This is a genomic window from Rickettsia endosymbiont of Rhinocyllus conicus (genome assembly GCF_964026465.1).
GTDB lineage: Bacteria > Pseudomonadota > Alphaproteobacteria > Rickettsiales > Rickettsiaceae > Rickettsia.
On sequence record NZ_OZ032155.1, the window covers coordinates 981,371 to 1,000,235 of the forward strand.

Below are 18,865 nucleotides of genomic sequence, written 5' to 3' on the forward strand. Positions count from 1 at the left end.
TTTATAGCATTTTTTATTATTTTTTCTAGATTGCCACGCTCATTTCATTCGCTCGCAATGACGACTCTCGATCCACGCAAGCAAGCCTTAAGCGGGAATGAGATAAGAATTATCCAACAATGCCTTTTACTCTTCATTTATTAGAATTATAATATGCATAAAAATGAGTTAATTTTTCAAAAGATAGATAATCCGGAATTGATAAAAGTTGCTAAAACTTTAAAAAATGAAGGGGTAGTTTTGCAAGAAAAAAACTATACTTATTTGAAAACCAGTAATGATTTTATTCATAAATTATATCCTTTAATTGCAGAGCATGAAGATTTGCAAAAACCTGATTATTTCAGTGAACAATGTGATATAGGTACTCATATTACTATAATTTATCCTAATGAAGAAGTAGTCATAAATGACCAAGACATTAATGTAATACACTCCTTTGAAATAGAAGAATTAGCAAAAACGCAAACAGGAAATAAACAATATTACGTTTTAAAAGTTAGTTCACCCTCCTTGATTTCTCTAAGAAAAAAATATCAATTACCCCCACAACTAAGCTTTAAAGGTTATAAAGTAAGCTTGCATATAACTATAGCTACCAAGAAGTAATTTACATTTAGATATATTAGAAATATACTACTTAAATATCCGATATTTATGGAGTGTATATAGCTTTTAAGAAGAAGATTTTGCATATACTTCTACTTTTTTACTTTTTTCTAAATTAACACAAAATATATTTATTTTTTTCTACTTGACTTTAAAAAGTATATTGAGTATTAATTATTTTACAAAAAATTTAATCCATTTAAATAAAATTATTAAATATGTTTTCTTTTAACCTTAAAACTGCGTTTATTGAGCCTCTTAAACCTAATTCAAAAAACAAGGCTAACAAAACAAAAAAGAAAAAAAGTAAATCAAATAAGAATTTGCATATATCAGTTAAAATAACCAAAAAACTATAATAACAAAATAAACTTTTATTTAAATAAACATAATTACAAATATGCTTAATTTTAATCGTACAAATGCGATTGTTAAACTTCTTAGAGATAATCCAGGGAAAAAATTTACCGGTCATGAAATTGCAGCATGGCTTGGAAACACATATCCTGAAGAGATTATACGAAAAGAGCAAATGAGTAAAAATAAAATATTACTTGGTATTACCGATAAAGCAATTAGAAAGAAATTTGTTATTAAACTTATACAAAATGAATTTAATTCAAATTTTCGTACGGCTTTACAAAAGAAAGAACCGAAAATTAAAATAACCGATGAGTACCAACCTAAATATTATTATATTGATAAAATTGCTAACTATGAATCTACAATACATAAAGAATTTGACCTTAAATCTATAGTTATCAAATTCCTTAGAGATAATTTAAACAAAGAATTTACTAATTCACAGATTGCAACTTCAATTATTAATATGTACCCTGAAGAAGCAGAGCAAAAAGCACAAGCAAGTAATGATAAAAGGTTACTTAATGCCACAAGTAAATTTCAAAGAACAAAAATTATTACTATGATCTATAGAAATGAATTAAATAGGTTAAGTTCAGCTATACAAAAAATAGAGCCAAAAATTCAATTAATAAAAAAAGGAAGTCGGTTTAAATATTGTTATGTTAATAACTATGATAAAATAGTTAACAATGATAATAATAATTTTGACCTTGAGTTTAATATTATTAAATTTCTCAAAGATAACGTAGGCAAAGAATTTGCCAGTTTTCAAATAACGGCATGGCTAGTCAACACCTACACTGAAGAATCAGAGCAAAAAGTGCAAATAAGCGATTATAAACTATCAAAGGAAGAAATAGCTATACTTTTACATAAAGAAGTAGATTCATTATGTATGACCATACAAAAAATAGAGCCAAAAATCAAAATAATAGAAAATGGATGTTGGACTAAATATTGTTATATTGATAATACTGATAAAATATTTGATAAATTTAAAGTTATAAAAACACTTGAAAGCCATAAACAACAAGAATTTACGGCTCATGAAATGGCTCAATTATTACTAGGTACTAACTCTAGATAGTTATTAATTACAAAAGATGTATCCAAATTCATAACCAACAATAGAAATAGTTGATAATGATAAACTACAAGATATAATGTGTTAAACTTATTAATATATTATTATGACCCTTATAGATTATCGGCATCAAGCCACTTTATATGCTCAAGCTTATTCTAAATTAGACCTAAGCGGAACAGGATATTTAGCATTTCGTGATATTCCAAATATAATAAAAAATCATATTACAGGTAATAAAGTATTAGATTATGGTTGCGGTGCAGGTAAGTCTACTATTTTTTTGAAGTCTTTAGGGTTAGATGTTACCGGAGTCGATATTAATGAAGAGATGATAAAAATAGCAAGCTCTAATGACCCTGTAGGAACATATAATCTAATAAAAAGCGGTAATATTCCGGCAGAAGATAATACATTCAATTTAGTTTTTTCTAGCTGGGTTATGATGGAGGTAGCAAGCAAAGAGGAGCTAACAAAGATTGCTAAAGAAATTGTACGAGTTCTAAAAAACGATGGTATCTTTATTATGCTAGTTTGTAATGAGAATACTTATAATAGAGATTGGCTATCGGAAAATACCGAATTCCCTGAAAATAAAAACCATGTAATATAACTACTTAGTTAATATTCTTTCATTTAAATTGACAAAATTTATTTATCCGCTAATTTGACAGTTAGGATTAATTAAAAAAAACACCCATATGTCTAAGCTTAGAGAACAAATTAGCCTCTCATCTAATGATCCATCAGGAATCGAAGAAATAAAAAAAGTTTTGTCAAAAGATAAAAAAGGAGAATGTTATAAAGAAATTTATTCGGATGACTTTAACTCAATAAATCATGATTTTCAAGATCCTCCTGGCAATAATTGTTTACTTATCGCTATAGCAGCAAAAAAATATAAAATAGCTGAGTTATTAATTGAGGATGCACGTGAAAAGCTTACTAATGAAGAATTCTTAGAATTTATTAATTATAGATATAATGACCCAACTAAAAATTCAGTTAGAACAAATTGTTATATAAATACTTCATTAACTTTAGCAGCAAAACATGAACAATATGAATTAGTACAAAAGTTATTAAATGAGGGAGCTGATCCTAATGGTACAGATCAATATGGTTTTACAGCATTAACTGTATTAACAATGCAGCTAGGATTAGTTTCACCGCCTAAAAATCAGCAAATAGTAGAAACCATTAAATTATTGCAGGATAAAGGAGCTGACCTAAATCAGCTTGATAAATTTGAGCGTAATGCTGTCATTGCTAAAGTAAAGGGGACCACTAAATTGCACGAAAAAGGGACCAGAGAATTTGGTGTAACCTAATAAGGTTATAATGTGCAATATTCACTAGATAATTAATTAAAATAAATATCTAGTGATACAATGATAAGAATAAATATGTACACAACAATTATCACCCTTTATAAGCAAGGCAACAGTCAAAGAAATATTGCCAAACTAACAAGGATAGACCGTAAAACAGTAAGAAAAATAATAAATCGTTACGTAGAGTCTGGTACAGAATATCCTGCACCCTATGAACGATCTTCAGCACTGGATTCTTGGCACGAACAAATAATTGAGTTATTAGAAAAGAATCTAAGTTACATAAGAATTTTTGAAGAGTTAAAAATTCAAGGTTATACAAAAAGTTATGGTTCGCTAACCCGTTATATCAAAAAATATAAGATTCAGAATAACAGTTGCATTCGTTTTCATACTTTAGCAGGAGAGGAAGCACAAGTAGATTTTGGTGACATAGGCTTACAGTATAATGCCCAAGGGCGTAGAGTTAAAGCATATGTGTTTAATATGCGTTTAAGCTATAGTCGCCTTGATTATTATGAAGTAGTGTTTGATCAAAGTTGTAAAACATGGATACAATGTCATATCAATGCATTTAATTATTTTGCTGGTAGTCCAAAAGTAATAAAACTTGATAATCTTAAAGCTGGGGTGGTAGATAGCAATTTCTATGAGCCTGTATATCAGAAGGAATACAAACGTTTAGCTGATCATTATGGGATTTTACTTTCTCCTTGTCGTATATATCAACCTCAAGAAAAAGGCAAAGTAGAATCAGGCATAAAGTATGTCAAAAATAATTTTTTTGCTGGACGTAAATTTCATAGATATGAAGAATTAATACACGATCTTGCAAACTGGTTAAATAAAGCAAATAACCGAATACATGGTACTACTAAAAAAATTCCTCAGGAACTATTTGAGCAAGAAGAAAGTAATAATTTAATGCCCTTACCATTAGAAACGTTTGATTTATCATCGTGGCATAATCGAAAAGTAGCAAAAGATTGTCATATCACCATAGATAATAATTATTATTCCGTACCAGCAAAATATATATACAGTGAAGTATTGGTACAATTATCACCAAACCTTGTTCAAATATTTTCTATACAAAATGATTTAATAGCAAGGCACGTTAGAGTAGATGGCAAAGGAATATTTACCACTAATCCGTCTCATTATGCCAAATATAAACGTCTATGCCCAGGTTTTATAGAATATAGCGAACATTATCAACAACAAATGCAGCAGATAGGCAATAATTGCAGTTTATTATTAGAGTTATTACAACAAACACGAGTAAATGATTGGCAACGTTGTGCCAGAGGTATTATTTCTTTACGTAAGGTTTACAATGATGAGTTAATAGATAAAGCCTGTCATAGAGCATTACATTACGGTATAAGTTCTTACTCTAAAATTAAGAATATCTTAAATAGTAATGCAGTAAACTTACCATTGCCAGAGTTTGGAGGTCAGAATGCAGAACTTGCTTAATGACCTACGTAGTTTTAGATTATCAGGTATAGTCAATAGCTTAAATGAAAGGATTATTTATGCTCAAAATAATAAACTAGGATTTAAAGAATTTCTCTCACTATTATGTGAAGATGAAAAATCTCACCGTAAGGATAATAATTACCGTCGTCGTAAAAATGCTGCTAAATTACCGGTAACTAAAAATTTAGAAGACTTTGATTTTCAGTTCCAACCAAGTATTGATACCAAAGTAATAAGTGATTTATCTACTTGTGATTATATTAATACTAAGGGCAATGTCATATTCATAGGTAATTCTGGAACTGGCAAAACTCATCTTGCTATTGGATTAGCATTAAAAGCTTTAACACGAGAATACTCTGTATATTTTACTACGGTATCGGATATGCTTTATAATTTACATATTGCAAGAGCAGATAATAGCTATCACAAAAAAGTTAAATTACTCTTATCATTTGACTTATTAATTCTTGATGAGTTAGGTTTTAAGCAATTACCAAAACATTCAGTAGATGATTTTTTTAATATTATTGCTAAACGATATGAAAATAAATCTACCATTATCACCACAAACAAGGATTTTGAAAGATGGAATGAAATATTTGCTGATGAGTTATTAACTCATGCAATTATTGATCGAGTAGTACATCATGCACATATACTAAACATCACAGGTAAAAGTTATCGTATTAATAACTATAAATCTGGAGGTAATATGACATAAAAAATTTTAAATAAAGTGGTCCCTTTTTTACGTAATTTAGTGGTCCCTTTTTATTTGACAATGACAGTATAGTGACAAATAAGATTAATAGGAGGTAATAGTAAAAGGCTCAGCACCCTCTTCAAGAATATTTAAATATTTACGATACACGTATATTTTGTCGCGTTTTTTACCGCTTATTTCTTCTAAAATATTAAGTTTTCTCATTAATTCAAGAGCATGCCTTGCCGTAGGTGCAGTTATATCTAGCCCCTTAGCAAGCATAGATACATTTACTTGCGGCAATAATTTCATATATTCTAAAACTTGCTTACAAACAAATCTTGCTCGCCCTGCTTTTTCTATCTGGGTAATATCTTCTTCAAATAATTGATTAATAAGATTGGTTGTTTGGATTGCCTGCATTGCAGATTTATGAATGCCTTCTAAAAAAACTCCAGCCAAGTTTCCCAATTACCATGGATCCTGACTTCTTGAAGTAGCTCATAATAAATATGACGATTTTGTTTTAAGTAAAGGCTCAAATATAGAATTGGGGCATTAAGTATTTCATTATGACAAAGCAACAATGTAATTAGTAATCGTCCTAAACGTCCATTACCATCTAAAAATGGATGAATTGTTTCAAATTGAACATGAGCAATACCGGCTTTAATAAGAACCGGCAGGCTATTATCATGCAAAAAATTTTCAAAATGAGACAGGCAATCATTTAAATAATTTACAGGAGGAGGAACAAATAACGCATTGCCTGGTCTTGTGCCACCAATCCAGTTCTGAGAACGCCTAAATTCTCCTGGCAATTTTTTAGAGCCACGCCCTCCAGAAAGTAATATATTATGGATTTCCCGCAATAATCTTAAGGAAAAAGGAAAACCATCTTTTAACCTTTCTAAACCATACATTATAGCTTTTACATAATTAGATACTTCTTCCACATCTTCTATGGATATTTCAGGTTTTTGATTATGCTCAAATAACATTAAGTCTGAAAAAGAGCTTTGTGTACCTTCAATTTGGCTTGAGAGCAATGCTTCCTTGCGGACATACATATAAATAAATAACGAAGTATTAGGGATAGATTTACAGGTTATGTTTAACTCTGCAAGTGCTAAGGTAGCTTTTTCAAGGTGAGTATATAATTATACTAAATCTATAGGAGGTTCAGGTGGCAGTTCAGGTGGTATATAAGCCTTATATGACTCACCTGATACTTTTTGAATGATGTATTTACCTATGCGTTTATTCATATTCTATCCTTTCTTAAGAGATATACCTTAAGAAAGGATAACTTATTATCTTTTCTTAGTAAAGATTAAAAAGAAAAGTTTTTGAATAATACAAATAAAGAATAATATATAGATGAAGATACTTCTTCTTAATTTAGGCACACAATAAAGTTAATCTTACTCTAATTTTCTAAATTAATATAATACCTTGTAGCTTTAAGTTCGCCGGTTTTAATAAATGCCTGCATCTCTACCAATTCTTGTAGATCTCTTGTAGCAGTGGCTTTAGAGGTTTTGGTGATGTTTAGATAATTTTTAGCACTCAAACCACCTTTAAAGCCCTCTACCCCCTCTTCAAAAATTCTTTTAATTACTTTTTCCTGTCTTGTGTTTAATGCATTCTTAAATTTATCATAAAATTTTGTTTTATTTATTAAAAACTCAATATTAAGTAAAGTATAATCCTGAGCTTTAATTATCGTTTTAACAAAGTATAATATCCAGTCAGTAATTTCTAAACTTTTATTGTTATTTTCTAGAGCATTATAATATAACTTTTTTTCCTGATTTATTACGTGAGACAAAGCTATTAATATTGGTTTTCCTATATTTTGACATAGCATTTTTATAGTGATAACTCTACCTATTCTTCCATTACCATCTTCAAACGGATGTATAGACTCAAAATAAAGATGGGCAATAGCAGCTTTAGTAAGTGGAGTAATAGAATCCGTAATATTATTATACCATTCTATAAATCTATCCATTTCTTTTGGTACAATATCAGATGGCGGTGCTTCAAAATGTACTATTGGCTCATAATATTTGCCTGAAACTACCTGCATTGGCTCTAGGTGGATGCGATATTTTCCTATAGCATCTAAATCTTTTCTACCGTTCATTAACATTTCATGCCAACGAAATAAACAGTCATGGTTTAAAGGCTGATCATATGAATAATACATATCGGCAAGCAATTCTGAGATACCATTTTCCGCAGGCGAAGCTTTTCTATTATCCCTTGCTATATTAAAATAACGCTTTATAGAGGATTGCAAGCTGTCTCTATTTAAATATTCACCCTCAATTTCAGAACTATTTAACGCTTCATCACTTGCAAGCATAACAACTAAATTATCTTTATCCGATTTCGAAAGATGTTTAGTTGCCCCTAAAAGAACACCGCTATTATTGATAAAACGTTTTTCCAAATCAGAAATATTTTTCTGATCATATTTAAAATTAGACCAATCTTTATGCTGCCAATTCCATATCATGAGCTATAAATATTTATTTTATAATCTATATTATAGCATATTTTGAGTTATAAAATAAGTTTTTATTACTCAGATAGCGTATTTTTAAAATATTAAACTTCTACGATCATATTTAAATAGATTCATTATCTGAACTAATCTCATCACCTGATAATACAACTTCTATATCTTCATCATTTTTAAATACTTTATTAAGATCAGTTATTTCAGCACTGCTGCGTGCTCCTAATACTAATTTATTGACTTTATTTAGACTTTTAAATACAACTTTTGTATCAGATGCAATTGTTATCATTCCACTAAACGTTTCTGAAAAATTACTTTCAAAATAATTTGTTGTGCCGGAATTAAGTTTTGTACTTTCAATTTTTTGATCACGCATATTTTCCTCTTTAAGTTAATTTAGTCTTATATAAATTATTACTACAATAAGTTATATAATATTTCAATCAAAAAATTTTATTAAATTTTTCATTTAACACTTTACTCAACTTATAATTGTTATTATAATGCATTTTTTAAATTTAAGCGGCTATGATATTAAGGCTATATTGCTGCCTCATATTTATTATAATTGTTTTTGATATTAACACGGCACATGCTTTCGCATGGCTGTTAGAGCAAGGTAGATATAGATATATTGTAGGAGGAAATAAAACTAATAAAATCTCAAAAACAGAAAAAAAGCAAAGAGAGGAAACTGTTTTACATATAAACAATAGAATAATATATCTTAGGCAACATCTTGAAGAAGTAAAAAATCAACCTAATCTTCAAGCAAAAATTCTACGGCAAATAAAAAAATTAGAGCAGAAAATACTGAAGTTATTATCCTATCAGGATGAGCAGTTTGCAAATATCTGTATAGAGTATGGCATAACCGATAACCAAAATATAGGTATGAATTTCTTACATAAAAACGATAAATTTATAAATAAAAAAAATACAAGCCTAGAAGCTGCTATTTATTACAAGTTTAAATTATTTGGTGATCATGATTTTGTTATTTCAGCTCAACCTAAAATCCTGATGGTTAGTAATAAAAAGCAGAAAGAGAGTTTTTTAGGAGAAATATCTTTATTAACAGGAATGTCTAAAAATATCCATTCCGTTACTATATTTAGCCAAAATGCAATTAGCTTTGGACATTCTATAAATAATACTGGTTATAAGAAGATGTATTATAATTTCTCTATTTGTGAGGGCATTAAATTTAGCAACGGAATAATGCTTACAAGTTTTACAAAATATCACACTAGAAAAAATTACGGCTCTATATATGATAACTCTGTTTATGAGCAATTAGGGGTTGCAAAAATAATTAACTTTGGAAAAGAAAACAAAAGTTCATTAACAACTCAAATAGGTTATTTTTGGGATCGCAGCCTTTCAAACAAAAAATATAAAATATCAGGTATAAGCTTTTCAGCATGGTTAGATGTATAGATGAAGATAAAATTTTGCAACTAATTAAAGATAGAAAGCAGTTAGCTGACTTAAATACTATTATCAAAAAGGATGTAATCGACAATGAATTAATAATTGATATGCTTTATGAAAATAAGATACTACCAATAATAAATAATATTTCTTCTATTAAAATTTATAATTATTCTAATGCTCAAGAATATGTAATGCAGGGATATTTTGTTTATGAAGATAAAGCAGGAAATAAAATTACTGCCATAAATAATTTAAAATTATTATTTGATGAAAAGAATAACTTTTCTTCTATAGCCCTAATCAAGAAATATTATTTTTATAAGTCATTAGAGCAGAACTTTGCTCACTTAAATAGTATTAAAGCTAAATATGATCTTGAATTTAAAGTTGGAACAATTACTGCTAAAAATATTAATTATGCAAATAAGGTAATAATATTTTTTGTTGTGTTTATAGTAATATTAATTTATTTGCCGGTTTTATTTCATATTACTAATAATATAAGCTACTTTGTACAAAATGTTTTAAAATCGCTCTTATTTGTAAAAGCAACCAGAGACTATAAGCCATTAGAAATAAAACAGACGCGAAACAGTATAGAAGAGCTACCGATTTATACAATTTTAGTGCCATTATATAAAGAGTTAAGCAAATTAAGATCAATAATCAAAAATATTTCATTAATTAATTACCCTGATAGTAAACTAGATGTCAAAATAATTATCGAAGATGATGATTATTTAATGATTAAAGAAATGGCATTATATAATTTACCTGCATATTTTCACGTGATACTAGTACCCCAAAGCTTCCCCAAAACTAAACCAAAAGCCCTTAATTATGCTTTAGAATATTCACGAGGTGAATATGTAGTTGTTTACGATGCTGAAGATAAACCTGAACCAGATCAACTACTTAAGGCTTTAGCAATGTTTAAGAGTTTAGCACCCGATTTTATTTGTCTGCAAGCCAAGCTCAATTTTTATAATAAAAACGAAAATGTTTTAACTAAAATGTTTAATCTAGAATATAGCTTATGGTTTGAATATATTTTAAAAGGGTTAAGTTTGCTCAAGCTCCCTACCCCACTTGGCGGTACGAGCAATCATTTTAAAGCAGATATATTACGTAGGTTGGGTGGCTGGGATGCTCATAACGTAACCGAAGATGCTGAAATTGGGTTAAGAATTTACTCGCAAAATTATAAGGTAGCCATTCTTGACTCATATATCATATACTTTAGAAGAAGCACCAAATAGTTTAGGTAATTGGTTAAATCAAAGATCACGTTGGATCAAAGGTTTTTTGCAAACATTTTTTGTGTTTATAGCACAAAAAGATAAGTATAAAAAACTTACTTTGTTACAAATGATAACTATTTATATTTTCATTGGGCTATCAACTTATAATTTCTGGTGCTTACCTTTTATAATATTTTCCATTATTATAAATAAAAACCCTATAATTGATTATGTATGGCTGGTTAATAGTATTTTTTCCCTCTTATATTTATACGGAACTGTTATTTATATATTAAAAAATTCTTTAAAATTTGGAAAAATAAAGTTTCAGGATTTAATAGCGTTAGTTTTGTGGGCTGGCTATTTCATATTACATACTATAGCCTCATATAAAGCAGTTTTTGAAATTATCTTCTGTCCGTTTAAATGGAACAAAACAAAACATGGCGTTAGTTTAGAAGATTTTGAGGAATAAGTTTATTGTATTATTAATTATTTTAAAGAAATAAGATGGGAATTAATTACCTCAAAAACAACCTCAAAATGTAATAATATATACTCTTTTAGATTCTCTCAAAAATATCGTGGCACTGTGTATCACAAATACTTTAAAATTTGGAAGTCAAATAAGCGCTTTCCCCCACAGACTCTTATATTTTAACTCCTATAACTTCTAATACTGCTTTATAAATTATTTGCATAGTGGTAGGATTACAACTAGTTAGAGGTCCTAAAATTAAACGTTTATTATCTATGCTACGTATTTGGTCTATTAACAGGTCCGAATCTTTTTCTAATTTATTATGAGCTTTAATACGGATTCGTAAAGGAAAAGCATCATCTATCAAATTAGTTGTCAAGGGGATGATTAAAGTAGACGGATGACTCGCATCTAATAATACTTGATCTTGAATAATTAGTACAGGTCTCGTTTTGCCAGGCTCACTACCAACTTTAGGATTCAAATCGGCAAGCCAAATTTCTCCGAGATTAATTTTCAGGGTCATGTTCAATATTAGAAAATTCAGAATTTATTTTTATACTTTCTGTGCGAGTACGCATACTAGCTGCAAATAACTTCTCTTGCCGTTCTTGCTCATATAAGCTTTTATTCATGTTTTCAATAGATTTTCTAATATACTGACTACGTGAAATATGAAGTTTTCTAGCCCTCTTAGTTACTTCTTCTGCTAAGTCATCGGGTAATCTTACAGTAAGTGCGGACATATGATATGCTTTAAGTATTACAATTATAGTTACATTAATATAATATAATTTGTAATACAATTTATGTCAAGTCATCCTTTTTATTAATCCCCTATTAGTTGCTTAAGCAAACTATTATATACTCTCTGCAAATAACCGATATAGGGAATATATGGTAAAAAATTATTGGAAAAAGTTTTGGGGTAGTAATGTTACTAAATCCCAGCATTTTATTGAGCTAAATGACCTTGCTTATGGTAATATAAAGAAAGTTAGAGTGGGGATCAATGCTTATAGCTAACACGGGAAGGTTTGTACCATTGCTGCTGTTATTGCATCACGAAAATCTTTAAAGTTTTTAATAATTTTTCTCAGGTAATTTTTAAAATTAGCCCAACAGTGTTCGATAGAATTTAAATCTGGAGAATAGACCGGTAGATAAATAAGAGTACAACCCGCTTTTTCTATTAATTCCTTTACCAACAGTGACTTATGAATACTCGCATTATCCATTATTACAAATTGTCCAGGTTTGAGTGATGGGCATAATAGCTCACCTACCCACTGATTAAATAATTGCTTATCAATATAACCGGAATGCTCTAATGGAGCAATTAATTCTTTGGTGCCCTCATTATAACCAGCAACTATATTTACTCTCTCAGTAGCAAAACCTCCTTGCTCTGCGTAAGATCTGGCTCCTCTCTCTGACCATCCGTACAACATGGTTATATTATTACTTACCCCCATTTCATCACAATACACAAGTTTGTCAGATGCTATTTTATCAATATATTCTACAAATTGTTTTCTGGCTTCTTCATTCCTGCCTTTGTATTTTGGCTCTTTTTTTTATATGTAATCTTCATTCTATGAAGCGTGTCATAAAATGTGCTCATTGGTAGCTCGGGTGCTACTGCATCTCTTATATCTATAGCTCGGCTATCAGGATTCTTTGCTAAAAATTCAATTATATGCTCCTTATTAGTAAACCTAGCATCACGTCCACTTTGCATATGTTGTCTTGAGCTGTAGTCTCCATTTTCTTTATAACGTCTAATCCAATTTGATATCGTATGACGCTCTATACCCAATAAGTCTGATATTGCTTTTATTCTATATTTAGAAGTATTGTGCAGACTGATTACCCTATCTCTTAAATCCTGACTGTATGCTTTCATCTCTACCATAATTAAAAGCTTTATCTTATATGATTCTAAGGAATAATGCTAGTCGCGTTAGCTATATCGTGAAAATGTTATAGTCTATAGATGTGTCAACCTAATTGCTCAATCAGCTGGACATGTTCCTTGGAAAGTACTAAAAAGTAAAAGTGGTGAAGTAATCACAAATCATCCCTTAAATAATTTACTCAAAAGACCAAATCCTGAAAAAGCTGGAGCTGATTTTTTCAGTGAATTAATATCTAGTATGTTATTGTTTGGTAATAGTTATATTTTATCGACATCAGACTTTAGACCTAAAGAGATTTATTTACTACCGGCTAGTGCAACTGAAGCAGTATTAGACAAAAATATTTTGGTTGCATATAAATATCAAAGTGCAAGCGGTAATAAATTATATAGAATAGATCCTATTTCTAAAATAAGCAGGGTTTTGCATTTAAAAAATTATCACCCTACCAATTACCATTACGGCTTATCATCTTTAGAGGCCGCTTCACTTCCTATTGATTTACATCAACAATCTTCTTACTGGAATCATTCATTATTACAAAATGGTGCTAGACCATCTGGAGCGTTAATAGTTAAAGATAGTAATGGCTACCTTAGCGATGAACAATTTGAAAGATTACAAGCACAATTATCAGAAAAATTTACCGGTAACAATAATGCCGGTAAGCCTTTATTGCTTGAGGGTGGGCTTGGTTGGCAGGAAATGAGTATCAACCCAAAAGATATGGATTTTATTCAGTCTAAGAATGCTGCCGCAAGAGAGATAGCCCTAGCATTTGGAGTGCCGCCTCAATTACTTGGTATTAACGGCGATAATACCTATAGCAATATGCAAGAAGCACGTCTTGCTTTATGGGAAGAAACCTTAATTCCGTTACTTGATAAAATTGCTGATAATATAAGTAATTGGTTTTCTTATCTGTTTAATGAAGAAATTACCATTGATTTTGATTCTGATAGTATATCCGCCTTAACCGAAAAACGTGAAAATCTTTGGGCTAAAATTGCTAATGCTAATTTCATGACTCTAAACGAAAAAAGAGCATTTGTTGGGCTTCCTAAAATAAAAGATGGGGATAGTTTATGATCAAAGATACTACAGATACTTTAAATAATTTATATAATTTCACTACTAAGCTTATTCTTTTGCTTGAAGATGAGCTAGAGTCCCTTACTTTAAATAAAAGTGAAAATAATCTAGCTGATACCAAAAATATTGCAGAAATATTAAATAAATTAGTTAACCTACTAATACAATTAAATAAACTACCTAATAATCAAATAACATTTGAAACTTCAAAAATAGATGAAAAGGATAAAATGATCATAGATAATTTCTTAAAAAATTATAATTTAAAGCATCTTTTTTAAAAAATAGTCAATCCTTACAAACCCAAGATATTATTACATACTTCTAACCTTATTATTATATTCTCTACCCTTAAATCTATCCTTAGATCCATCTGAATTTACTACAAATAAAAATTACTGTCTTATCTGATATTTTAAATCTTAAATTACCTTAAAATCTGTGTTGTAAAAAAACCTCATTTCATTAATAATATTTAATATTTGTAAATAAAAGTTAATAAATTTAAGTAATTAAGATATAGAATTCTTAATAAATTTTTACATTTTAGTATTAATTACATTCTATGAAGAGTTTTATTAAAAAATTAATTGGGTAAGATTTGAGATATGAAGAATAAGTTTAAAATATTAAAAGGATTTTTAGCAACAGCATCATTATATGGATCTCTGATTTCAAGCTTTAATGTAGAAGCTACATCAATTTTAACTACTGGAAATAACGTAAGTTTAAGTAGCGTTGCAGGTCTAATAGGAGGATTATTTACTAATGGAGCTACTATTCAAATAGTAGCAAATTTACCAGGATTAACCCCTAAAATATCAGCAGATAAAGCGAATGCTCAAATTGGCGGAATAAATACACTAGTTAGCGGTCTTATTTTTGGTGGTGTAGAAGTGAGCCAGAATACACAAATAGGTCCACTTAATGCAACGATAGGTCTTAATCCTAATTTTGGTCCTCTTAAATTTATCGCTGATAATGCAACGGCTACTATTACCGGTGTTGGTAACCAAACATTTACCACCATGGATTTTGCCGGTAAAAATTCTACTTTACAGATTAATGATAACTTAACTATTAATACTACTATAGACAGTACAGGTAGCACAAACGGCACATTAAATTTAGGAAATGGCGTAACTATTACTAAAGATATCGGAGGGACTAACTCTTTAAGTTTGGTAAGTATTAACGGCAGTGGTAACATAAATTTTGGTGGGATTGTTAAAGCAAATGCTATTAATTTAGCAAACGCAGGAGCAAATGTTACTGCAACAGGTTTAGTTACTGGTCCACTAAATTATACGCAAGGAGGTAATTTTACGGTTAATGCAGGTATAGTAGGTAATATAGATTTTAAAAACCAAGCTGGGACATTTACTTTAGCTGACGGTATGAAAATTACCGGTAGTATAAATAGTACCGGTGGGATAAAAGGTACATTAAATGCTGTAGGTGGTACTATTACCGGAACTATTAATAATTTAAATTTATTACAATGTAATGGTGGTACAGGCAAAACACTTAATTTATAATGGACTGAAAAATCAAGACAAAATTTCGAGCAATTTGCTTGGTAATTATGTTTAAAATTAAGCTGCCATTTGTGTATGATGTTGTATACTATCGAGATAGACATTCATGGGTTTTTTATACCCAATACTTGAATGAAATCTCTAATAATTATATTTACTGATATAATCATTGATGCCCTTCTTAAGCTCTCCTATATTCTCTCCTATATTCTGATATTCATTAATAAATATACAATTATATTTCAGTGTCCTAAAGAAACGCTCAATAACAATATTATCAATACTTCTGCCCTTACCATTCATTGATATCTGAATATTATGATTTTTGAGAATACGTATATGATCATTGCTGGTATATTGACTACCCTGATCACTGTTAAAGATCTGTGGAGCTTGATACTTACTTAATGCTTCCTTCAATACATCAGTAACTAATAGACCATCCATACTATTCGACAGTTTATAGCTTAATATGGCTTTGCTATGCCAATCTATAATAGCTGCTAGATACATAAAGCCGCCTTTAGTTCGAATATATGTAATATCCCCGCTCCAAACCTCATTGACAGTAGGCACCACTACTTTCTTAGGCTTATCTGTTTTGATCCAGTATTTATCAAGTAGATAGCTATATATTTTATGCTCACTATCTTTGATAGTAGTCAGTTTCTTTTTATGAGGGTATATCGCTTCAATGCCAATTAATCTCATATATTTTAGTACTCGGTCTCGACCTATCTTAAATCCATCTTCTAATAATTGCTGATATATATAACTATATCCAAATTCGGGATTATCTGTATATATCTCATCTATTCTATTTAATATATTTAATTTATAGCTACTAACCTCTTGTACTTTATAATATGTTGAAGAACGGTTAACCCCTAATAATTCACATTGTCTTGTCTTTGGTAATTGTTCTAGCTTGGACTGCACAAGACTCTTTCTATTTAATAAATCCAAGCTTCTTAGCTTTCCCACTGCCCAATCCCTCTCAATTGTAGTCCTACCCAAAGCCTTCGCTAGTTCATCATTCTGCTCCTTAAGTCTATTAATTTGCTCTTGATATTCACTATTAACCCACCAATTAAATACCTGACTTAAGAGGCATATTTAACATCATCGGCTTGGAACAATTTTTGTATATGTTTAGGATTGTTCTGTAAGCAACGTAAATAAGATTTAAGATTGTATTTTAACTCATCTTTTGTAAGAGGTATATGTTTTCTATTTACATTTCTTTTTAAGTCATTATTTAAGTATTCATCTGGATTATGTTGTGGAGTATAAGGAGGCAAAAAAAACAAAGAAATTTTATCTTTATGCTTATTTGTCCAGCTGTATACTTTTTTACTATGATGTACTTTTAAATTGTCTAATATTAAAAAGATCTTCCTTCTTGCAGATTTCACTAATCTTCTTAGAAATTCTATAAATATATCTGTTTTTAGTGTATCTTCATATAACATGAACCTTAGTTTACCATTGTTCGTAACAGTTGATATCATATTTATAGTAAATCGTTTTGATTTATGAATAACTACGGGTGTTTTGCCTTTTAAAGAATAGCTCTGTAACACCTGACATTCTGATTTTATACCCACTTCATCACACCAGTGTATTTCAGCTTGTTCCATTTGTGCTTGTTTTACTATTGCGGGATATTCTTCATCTAGCCATACTTGAACTTGTTTTGGCTGTTGCTCATAAGCTAATTTCTTTGGTTTTTGTGCAGTATATCCCCATCTTCTTAAATATTCTCCAATCGTACTTAATGGCAAAAAGAAACCACAGCATTTTTTAATCAGGGCATTAATAGCTTTTCTTGACCATAGTGCAGATTTGATATTGTGATCTTCTGGTCTAGAGTGATTTATATAATCTTGTATTTTTTTACCCAGCATTTCATTTATTATTCTTTTCTCTCCTGTCTTTCTTCCTCTAGACTTGCCAGTTATTGCATATTTATCACCTCTTCTTCTTTTGTTAACCCAGTTACTAATAGTCTGACGTGTTACTCCTATAAGATTTGATACATCTGATTGTTTTTCTCCTTTATCAATTGCTCTTAATGCAACTTTTCTTAAAGCTGCTTGTGCACTCGTTGATAATGTCCTAAAATCTTCTTTTTTTAGCATTATTTCATTCTAACATTATATTTTAGTATTTGCAACTATTATGTCAGGTATTTAATTGGTGGGTTAATATATCTTCTACTTTAGTTGGAGGAGTATGATCATCAGGTATTACAATAGGCTCACCATTAAAGGTAAAATCAGTAGGTAATGTAGGATAAATAGAAGTACTAGAAAAATTAACACCAAAAGTTAAAGTTGTAGAACTTTTAGCTTTTAATAGTGCCATATGCTCTGACAAACTTCCTTTAATTACAGGTCCGGTAAATGTTTGTTGAGCAAAACCCGTATACGCTCTAACTTCACCACTTATATTTGCTATTTTACTAACATCAAAACTTATTGTAGGAGAATTTACATCCTTATCTGTATTATTTCTAATTGTAATATCTAAAGGAATAAACCACTCAGCTTGGTCTTTTCCCCATTTTGCCGTAATCATATAATGTAATGGCATAATAACCTCCATATAATTTATTAATTTGAAATTAAAGATAGATTGAATAACAAAACTATCTTTATAATTATATGATTACTAGAGTTTTTGATGCTAAACAAGAAATTATAAACTAAATAATTGAAAAAATTATAAGAAATTATATTATAGAAAATTAAGATTTATTAATTAGGTTTATATTTTATTGAAATTAGCAGTAAATATTGAATGCATATATACTATTTATTACGTTAATAAAAATTAATTAAATTGTTATTTTGCAATGTAAAAAAATCACACCTACCGGTAAAAATATCTTTAGTAGAAAATCTAGAAAAGAAATAGCAGTATAAGATTTAATGATAAGTTATTATTTAAATAAAATCATGCCTAAATGTAAATTATATCGCTATCTTTACCCAAAAATAAAATTTTTTGATACAAAAGATAATATCTTTTTAAAATACTATTA

22 protein-coding genes and 2 pseudogenes are annotated in these 18,865 nt (G+C 29.4%); 13 read left to right on the forward strand and 11 right to left on the reverse strand.

The window, feature by feature from the left end:
- Positions 1-153: 153 nt before the first annotated feature.
- The 6 genes from AAGD54_RS05215 to istB all read left to right on the forward strand — a co-directional run bounded on the left by AAGD54_RS05215 (position 154) and on the right by istB (position 5,599).
- Positions 154-609, forward strand: a complete 456-nt coding sequence (locus tag AAGD54_RS05215; protein ID WP_341788041.1) for a hypothetical protein — start codon at positions 154-156, stop codon at positions 607-609.
- Positions 610-1,009: 400 nt separating this feature from the next.
- Positions 1,010-2,062, forward strand: coding sequence for a hypothetical protein (locus AAGD54_RS05220; protein ID WP_341794297.1), 1,053 nt, complete (start codon positions 1,010-1,012; stop codon positions 2,060-2,062).
- A gap of 103 nt (positions 2,063-2,165) precedes the next feature.
- Positions 2,166-2,672, forward strand: coding sequence for a class I SAM-dependent methyltransferase (locus AAGD54_RS05225; protein WP_341794298.1), 507 nt, complete (start codon positions 2,166-2,168; stop codon positions 2,670-2,672).
- An 88-nt stretch (positions 2,673-2,760) separates the two neighbouring features.
- Positions 2,761-3,390 (forward strand): ankyrin repeat domain-containing protein, encoded by a 630-nt coding sequence (locus tag AAGD54_RS05230; protein ID WP_341794299.1) that lies wholly within the window; start codon positions 2,761-2,763, stop codon positions 3,388-3,390.
- Between the two features lie 75 nt (positions 3,391-3,465).
- Complete coding sequence (gene istA / locus AAGD54_RS05235) at positions 3,466-4,872, forward strand: IS21 family transposase (protein WP_341794291.1); 1,407 nt, start codon at positions 3,466-3,468, stop codon at positions 4,870-4,872.
- Positions 4,856-5,599, forward strand: coding sequence for an IS21-like element helper ATPase IstB (istB, locus tag AAGD54_RS05240; protein ID WP_341794290.1), 744 nt, complete (start codon positions 4,856-4,858; stop codon positions 5,597-5,599). Before istA ends, istB begins: the two co-directional genes overlap by 17 nt.
- An 84-nt stretch (positions 5,600-5,683) precedes the next feature.
- Here the strand turns inward: istB and AAGD54_RS05245 are convergent, their stop codons facing one another.
- The 4 genes from AAGD54_RS05245 to AAGD54_RS05260 all read right to left on the reverse strand — a co-directional run bounded on the left by AAGD54_RS05245 (position 5,684) and on the right by AAGD54_RS05260 (position 8,487).
- On the reverse strand, positions 5,684-6,004 hold the full coding sequence (locus AAGD54_RS05245; RefSeq protein ID WP_341794300.1) for a hypothetical protein: 321 nt from the start codon (positions 6,002-6,004) through the stop codon (positions 5,684-5,686).
- A 20-nt stretch (positions 6,005-6,024) separates the two neighbouring features.
- Entirely contained in the window at positions 6,025-6,693 is a 669-nt protein-coding gene (locus AAGD54_RS05250; RefSeq protein WP_341795187.1) for a Fic family protein, read from the reverse strand.
- Between the two features lie 317 nt (positions 6,694-7,010).
- A complete protein-coding gene (locus tag AAGD54_RS05255; RefSeq protein WP_341794301.1) occupies positions 7,011-8,105 on the reverse strand; it encodes a Fic family protein in 1,095 nt (364 codons plus the stop codon).
- Between the two features lie 112 nt (positions 8,106-8,217).
- Positions 8,218-8,487 carry a hypothetical protein gene (locus AAGD54_RS05260; RefSeq protein WP_341788114.1) on the reverse strand — a complete coding sequence of 90 codons (270 nt, stop codon included), beginning with the start codon at positions 8,485-8,487 and terminating at the stop codon, positions 8,218-8,220.
- Between the two features lie 518 nt (positions 8,488-9,005).
- On the opposite strand from AAGD54_RS05260, the gene AAGD54_RS05265 reads away from it, so the two are divergent.
- The 3 genes from AAGD54_RS05265 to AAGD54_RS05275 are packed head-to-tail and all read left to right on the forward strand — an operon-like array spanning position 9,006 to position 11,264.
- On the forward strand, positions 9,006-9,551 hold the full coding sequence (locus tag AAGD54_RS05265) for a hypothetical protein (RefSeq protein ID WP_341789227.1): 546 nt from the start codon (positions 9,006-9,008) through the stop codon (positions 9,549-9,551).
- Positions 9,536-10,807 (forward strand): glycosyltransferase, encoded by a 1,272-nt coding sequence (locus AAGD54_RS05270; protein WP_341794302.1) that lies wholly within the window; start codon positions 9,536-9,538, stop codon positions 10,805-10,807. Before AAGD54_RS05265 ends, AAGD54_RS05270 begins: the two co-directional genes overlap by 16 nt.
- Entirely contained in the window at positions 10,767-11,264 is a 498-nt protein-coding gene (locus AAGD54_RS05275; protein ID WP_341794303.1) for a hypothetical protein, read from the forward strand. The genes AAGD54_RS05270 and AAGD54_RS05275 overlap by 41 nt, the downstream gene beginning before the upstream one ends.
- Before the next feature lie 175 nt (positions 11,265-11,439).
- On the opposite strand, the gene AAGD54_RS05280 is transcribed toward AAGD54_RS05275, so the two are convergent.
- Entirely contained in the window at positions 11,440-11,796 is a 357-nt protein-coding gene (locus AAGD54_RS05280; RefSeq protein WP_341788117.1) for a type II toxin-antitoxin system PemK/MazF family toxin, read from the reverse strand.
- Positions 11,780-12,016, reverse strand: coding sequence for a ribbon-helix-helix protein, CopG family (locus AAGD54_RS05285; protein ID WP_341788118.1), 237 nt, complete (start codon positions 12,014-12,016; stop codon positions 11,780-11,782). The genes AAGD54_RS05280 and AAGD54_RS05285 overlap by 17 nt, the downstream gene beginning before the upstream one ends.
- Positions 12,017-12,167: 151 nt before the next feature.
- On the opposite strand from AAGD54_RS05285, the pseudogene AAGD54_RS05290 reads away from it, so the two are divergent.
- Positions 12,168-12,290, forward strand: a pseudogene (locus AAGD54_RS05290) (phage portal protein); the annotation flags it as partial.
- 2 nt (positions 12,291-12,292) lie between these two features.
- Here AAGD54_RS05290 and AAGD54_RS05295 read toward each other — a convergent pair.
- Together AAGD54_RS05295 and AAGD54_RS05300 are read right to left on the reverse strand one after the other, a co-directional pair.
- On the reverse strand, positions 12,293-12,787 hold the full coding sequence (locus AAGD54_RS05295; RefSeq protein ID WP_341795144.1) for an IS630 family transposase: 495 nt from the start codon (positions 12,785-12,787) through the stop codon (positions 12,293-12,295).
- A 5-nt stretch (positions 12,788-12,792) separates the two neighbouring features.
- Entirely contained in the window at positions 12,793-13,185 is a 393-nt protein-coding gene (locus tag AAGD54_RS05300) for an IS630 transposase-related protein (protein ID WP_341794304.1), read from the reverse strand.
- Positions 13,186-13,255: 70 nt separating this feature from the next.
- Here AAGD54_RS05300 and AAGD54_RS05305 point away from each other — a divergent pair, with 70 nt between their 5' ends.
- From AAGD54_RS05305 to AAGD54_RS05315, 3 genes are all read left to right on the forward strand, one after another.
- A complete protein-coding gene (locus tag AAGD54_RS05305) occupies positions 13,256-14,278 on the forward strand; it encodes a phage portal protein (protein WP_410526059.1) in 1,023 nt (340 codons plus the stop codon).
- On the forward strand, positions 14,275-14,562 hold the full coding sequence (locus AAGD54_RS05310; protein ID WP_341788119.1) for a hypothetical protein: 288 nt from the start codon (positions 14,275-14,277) through the stop codon (positions 14,560-14,562). Before AAGD54_RS05305 ends, AAGD54_RS05310 begins: the two co-directional genes overlap by 4 nt.
- A 327-nt stretch (positions 14,563-14,889) precedes the next feature.
- Positions 14,890-15,819 carry a hypothetical protein gene (locus AAGD54_RS05315; RefSeq protein WP_341794305.1) on the forward strand — a complete coding sequence of 310 codons (930 nt, stop codon included), beginning with the start codon at positions 14,890-14,892 and terminating at the stop codon, positions 15,817-15,819.
- Between the two features lie 57 nt (positions 15,820-15,876).
- On the opposite strand, the pseudogene AAGD54_RS05320 reads toward AAGD54_RS05315, so the two are convergent.
- From AAGD54_RS05320 to AAGD54_RS05330, 3 genes and pseudogenes are all read right to left on the reverse strand, one after another.
- Positions 15,877-16,890: pseudogene (locus AAGD54_RS05320) on the reverse strand (IS3 family transposase); the annotation flags it as partial.
- A 32-nt stretch (positions 16,891-16,922) separates the two neighbouring features.
- Entirely contained in the window at positions 16,923-17,960 is a 1,038-nt protein-coding gene (locus tag AAGD54_RS05325) for an IS630 family transposase (RefSeq protein ID WP_341794233.1), read from the reverse strand.
- 43 nt (positions 17,961-18,003) lie between these two features.
- On the reverse strand, positions 18,004-18,414 hold the full coding sequence (locus AAGD54_RS05330) for a hypothetical protein (protein ID WP_341794306.1): 411 nt from the start codon (positions 18,412-18,414) through the stop codon (positions 18,004-18,006).
- Positions 18,415-18,865: the final 451 nt, after the last annotated feature.

What these genes read in the sequence shown, in the direction of transcription:
- AAGD54_RS05245 (WP_341794300.1), bottom strand. Translation starts at nt 6,004, where the DNA reads ATGCAGGCAATCCAAACAACCAATCTTATTAATCAATTATTTGAAGAA.
- AAGD54_RS05270 (WP_341794302.1), top strand. Translation starts at nt 9,536, where the DNA reads ATGGTTAGATGTATAGATGAAGATAAAATTTTGCAACTAATTAAAGAT.
- AAGD54_RS05230 (WP_341794299.1), top strand. Translation starts at nt 2,761, where the DNA reads ATGTCTAAGCTTAGAGAACAAATTAGCCTCTCATCTAATGATCCATCA.
- AAGD54_RS05330 (WP_341794306.1), bottom strand. Translation starts at nt 18,414, where the DNA reads ATGCCATTACATTATATGATTACGGCAAAATGGGGAAAAGACCAAGCT.
- AAGD54_RS05215 (WP_341788041.1), top strand. Translation starts at nt 154, where the DNA reads ATGCATAAAAATGAGTTAATTTTTCAAAAGATAGATAATCCGGAATTG.
- AAGD54_RS05310 (WP_341788119.1), top strand. Translation starts at nt 14,275, where the DNA reads ATGATCAAAGATACTACAGATACTTTAAATAATTTATATAATTTCACT.
- AAGD54_RS05285 (WP_341788118.1), bottom strand. Translation starts at nt 12,016, where the DNA reads ATGTCCGCACTTACTGTAAGATTACCCGATGACTTAGCAGAAGAAGTA.
- AAGD54_RS05255 (WP_341794301.1), bottom strand. Translation starts at nt 8,105, where the DNA reads ATGATATGGAATTGGCAGCATAAAGATTGGTCTAATTTTAAATATGAT.
- AAGD54_RS05300 (WP_341794304.1), bottom strand. Translation starts at nt 13,185, where the DNA reads ATGGTAGAGATGAAAGCATACAGTCAGGATTTAAGAGATAGGGTAATC.
- istB (WP_341794290.1), top strand. Translation starts at nt 4,856, where the DNA reads ATGCAGAACTTGCTTAATGACCTACGTAGTTTTAGATTATCAGGTATA.
- AAGD54_RS05280 (WP_341788117.1), bottom strand. Translation starts at nt 11,796, where the DNA reads ATGACCCTGAAAATTAATCTCGGAGAAATTTGGCTTGCCGATTTGAAT.
- istA (WP_341794291.1), top strand. Translation starts at nt 3,466, where the DNA reads ATGTACACAACAATTATCACCCTTTATAAGCAAGGCAACAGTCAAAGA.
- AAGD54_RS05225 (WP_341794298.1), top strand. Translation starts at nt 2,166, where the DNA reads ATGACCCTTATAGATTATCGGCATCAAGCCACTTTATATGCTCAAGCT.
- AAGD54_RS05260 (WP_341788114.1), bottom strand. Translation starts at nt 8,487, where the DNA reads ATGCGTGATCAAAAAATTGAAAGTACAAAACTTAATTCCGGCACAACA.
- AAGD54_RS05220 (WP_341794297.1), top strand. Translation starts at nt 1,010, where the DNA reads ATGCTTAATTTTAATCGTACAAATGCGATTGTTAAACTTCTTAGAGAT.
- AAGD54_RS05325 (WP_341794233.1), bottom strand. Translation starts at nt 17,960, where the DNA reads ATGCTAAAAAAAGAAGATTTTAGGACATTATCAACGAGTGCACAAGCA.
- AAGD54_RS05265 (WP_341789227.1), top strand. Translation starts at nt 9,006, where the DNA reads ATGAATTTCTTACATAAAAACGATAAATTTATAAATAAAAAAAATACA.
- AAGD54_RS05315 (WP_341794305.1), top strand. Translation starts at nt 14,890, where the DNA reads ATGAAGAATAAGTTTAAAATATTAAAAGGATTTTTAGCAACAGCATCA.